Below are 3,307 nucleotides of genomic sequence, written 5' to 3' on the forward strand. Positions count from 1 at the left end.
GGACTTTGTGTAAGACAGTACATGGTTTTTTAACCGTGGTATGCAACGGTGGTTGAAGCAGAAACTTAAATCGTGAGGTTTAGGAATCGCCGCACTTTTAGGGCGGCGAGGATGTCAAGACTGACAACTGTTCCCTAGACATGGAAAAGCCCCTGGGAGTCTTGCCGTGTTTCGACCCCAAGGACTTTGCTTTCTTCTCACTCCTCACACAATTAAAATATATAGTAATTTATGGGTTAGGGAAAGGTTAAGCGTGCCGCTTTCTTAACTGGCATAATTACTTAGGGTTTGCGGCAAAAAGTTTTTCGGTGGTGGCGGGGTGTAGGGTGTAGGGTGTGGGGTGTGGGGTGTGGGGTTTTACCCATTTTCACCTGGTCAATTACCTAATTTTCAGGGAAAAAGTCCCGGAATTTTCCCCTCAATCACTCCAAAGGTCGGCACTTTTTGAGGTCAAAAAAGTCTAAAAGCCTTATCCAACAAGGTTTTTAGATTTATTCAGCAAACCCTACTTAAAAAAGTTGGGTTAAAATATAAAGGCCAAATCTAGTCAGAAAAAGAATTTTTTTATGGAAAAACAGGTAAATTGTGCTGTAGATTGCCTAAATGGTTGTATTTTAGGCGATAAATGCCCCAATCAAGCCCATGCCGCCGAAGCAGCTAAATTTATTGCCGAAACTTCTTTGGAAAAGATGTTAGAAATGGCAGAAACCGCTAGACTGAAAAAACTGACGCAACCGACCCAATGGATTATTCCCGATGATTTCTAGGGTTTGGCCGGGGAACGGGGAACGGGGGTAATACGGCTCGGTTAAGCCTAAAACTCTTGTTGAGACTGCATGGGAGCGGGGAGCGGCTATGGACAGAAATCTTAAGAAAATCTTTAATTAGAGCTTGCTGAATAAATCTAATATTGAGTGAAAACCGAGACAATTTTCTGAGGACTTTTTTTACTGGTGGGAACCGGATCGGGGTCATTTTCTTCCCTAGCCACGCGGATTAAGAGGGCGGCTAAAAAGAGACTGGCTAAACTGGAACTGCCGCCATAACTAAAGAGAGGGAAAGGTAAGCCGGTAGTGGGTAAAGAACCAGTGGCCACACCGATATTTAACAGGGATTGACCGATTAAAATTACCATCGCCCCGATCGCCACTAATTTTTTGATGCGATGACGACATTTAACCGCCACGATCAGGGCGAGAGTAGCGTAGAGAAATAGCATGATTAACAGTAAAATACCGCCAATAAAACCAAATTCCTCGCCAAAGACAGCGAAAATAAAATCCGTATCTGGGAAGGGTAGATAAAATAATTTTTGTTGGGATAAACCGTAACCGCTGCCGGTGGTTCCGCCAGAACCGATCGCCAGTAAACTCTGCACTAATTGATAACCATCACCCCGGGGATCCTGCCAGGGGTTTAAGAAAGACAAAATCCGTTTTCTCTGGTATTCGCGGAAAGTAACACTAACCACGGCCATAGTTAAACCCAGTAAAGCGGTGCTGGTCATGTAGGATAAAGGCAGACCGGAGGCAAGAGCGATCAACCAGAGAGTTATACCGCAAAGAGCAGTGGTACTCAAGTTAGGTTGTAAGAGGATGCCCGCTAGAATTAGCCCAAAAATAGCGATCCAAGTTAATCGTTGATTGACATTTAAACGCGGCCAACCACCAAAAACCGCCGCCCCTTGCAGGACGAGAAACGGTTTCATAAATTCCGACGGTTGCAAGAGAATCGGCCCGATTTTAATCCAACGGGTGGCACCGTTGATATTAGTTCCCAAACCGGGGATAAGAGTGATCAAAATTAATCCTAAAACTAATAAAATCATCCAGGGTGCGATTTTGAGGAGTTTCTCGATCGGCAATCGCACCAGGAAATTAAAGCCAATTAAGCCAATCCAAAGCCAGATTAATTGGCGTATAAAATAGTATAGTCCGTTATCAAAGCGACTGTCAGCCAGAGCGTAGGAAGCGGAAAAAAGCACCACTAACCCGACTGACAGCCACAAAAAAGTCATCCAGCGCAATAATCGCGCTTCGGCTGACCAGTTTTTCACATCGGGGTCAAAAATAGGAATAATATATTGCCACACGGAGATTTTCGAGAAGAAGTATCTTGTACAGATTAACCGAAAAGACTCGGCTCGATCGCAGTTTGTTCCCCTATCCGACGGCTACTTGACCGATTAAACCCACATTTTCACCGTGCCATTCTAGGGTATCACCGATCGCCTGACCGTCGTGATAGGCAGCCAAGAGAATTTCCGCCGTTTTCCCCCAAACAATATTCCCCTGACGATCAAGGGAAATCATGCCCAGATCCCGACCATTAGTTTGGGATTCGCGCATGGATTTCTCCACGGCAGCGGCGAGGGAAAAACCATCGGTGACGCGAATGACCACCTTAGCGGCTAAACACTCATCGATAATATCTTCCCCGACCCCCGTACAGCTTACTCCAGCCCATGGATTCGCATAATTGCCGGCCGGCATGGCACTGTCACTAACGCGACCGATTCTTTCTAGTCCCTTACCCCCGGTAGAAGTTCCGGCGGCGATGTCTCCTTGCTGATCAAGGGCCACCACCCCGATAGTTCCCCGTTGCGCTGACGAGTCGGCGAATAAACGGGCCATTTTACGGTTAAAATTCGTCTTTCTTTCCTCCATCCATTCTTGAATCCGATAATCGGTGAGGGGATCATAGAGGGGAATTTGTAATTCTCTGGCCAGATCTGCAGCTCCAATTTCCGAGAGAATGCGATCCTCTTGACTTTGGAGAAATTGGGCTAGGCTAATGGGATTCTGTACCCGCGAGACGTTAATGACACCGCTTAAACGCTGGTGACGACCATCCATCAAGGCTGCACTCATTCGCACCTGACCGTCCGATTGCACCACCGAACCGGTCCCGGCATTAAATCGCGGTTCATCCTCCAGTAACATACATCCTTTTGTCACCGCCTCCACAGCACTAGCACCATTGTCAAGGAGGTTGTAAATATTCTTAACAATCCCCCGGAGAGAATCGCGGACTGATTCTAAACCACCTTTGTCCTCTAGGGAACTCGCTCCCCCATGAATAATTAACTTCGGATTTACTCTGGTCATTATTTTCCTCACATCACATTACCGATCGGATCTAAACTATCACGTTATCGCTACTGAGCTTCTCCAGTGCCGTCTTAACCTTTGACACTCCCCGCTCTAAAGAGACGGGGATTCTTGGTTCACAGAGATTACTTGCGAAAGACAGAATTGCTTCTGAAAAAGTAGAGGTATTCTCTCCCCAAGCGTTTATTGGATCGAGC

3 protein-coding genes are annotated in these 3,307 nt (G+C 46.4%); 1 reads left to right on the top strand and 2 read right to left on the bottom strand.

All coding sequences use genetic code 11. The annotated features are described in order from the left end of the window. Nucleotides 1–566: 566 nt before the first annotated feature. Nucleotides 567–767, top strand: a complete 201-nt coding sequence (locus tag EWV84_RS20415; protein ID WP_287079710.1) for a hypothetical protein — start codon at nucleotides 567–569, stop codon at nucleotides 765–767. 137 nt (nucleotides 768–904) lie between these two features. On the opposite strand, the gene EWV84_RS20420 is transcribed toward EWV84_RS20415, so the two are convergent. After that, a complete protein-coding gene (locus EWV84_RS20420; RefSeq protein WP_286824990.1) occupies nucleotides 905–2,092 on the bottom strand; it encodes an FtsW/RodA/SpoVE family cell cycle protein in 1,188 nt (395 codons plus the stop codon). 70 nt (nucleotides 2,093–2,162) lie between these two features. Further along, on the bottom strand, nucleotides 2,163–3,107 hold the full coding sequence (locus EWV84_RS20425) for an isoaspartyl peptidase/L-asparaginase (protein WP_287079715.1): 945 nt from the start codon (nucleotides 3,105–3,107) through the stop codon (nucleotides 2,163–2,165). Nucleotides 3,108–3,307: the final 200 nt, after the last annotated feature.

It is taken from the genome of Microcystis sp. M_QC_C_20170808_M3Col, assembly GCF_007095505.1.
Taxonomy (GTDB): domain Bacteria; phylum Cyanobacteriota; class Cyanobacteriia; order Cyanobacteriales; family Microcystaceae; genus Microcystis.

Coding starts and splice junctions, on each gene's coding strand:
- EWV84_RS20415 (WP_287079710.1), top strand. CDS start 567: ATGGAAAAACAGGTAAATTGTGCTGTAGATTGCCTAAATGGTTGTATT.
- EWV84_RS20425 (WP_287079715.1), bottom strand. CDS start 3,107: ATGACCAGAGTAAATCCGAAGTTAATTATTCATGGGGGAGCGAGTTCC.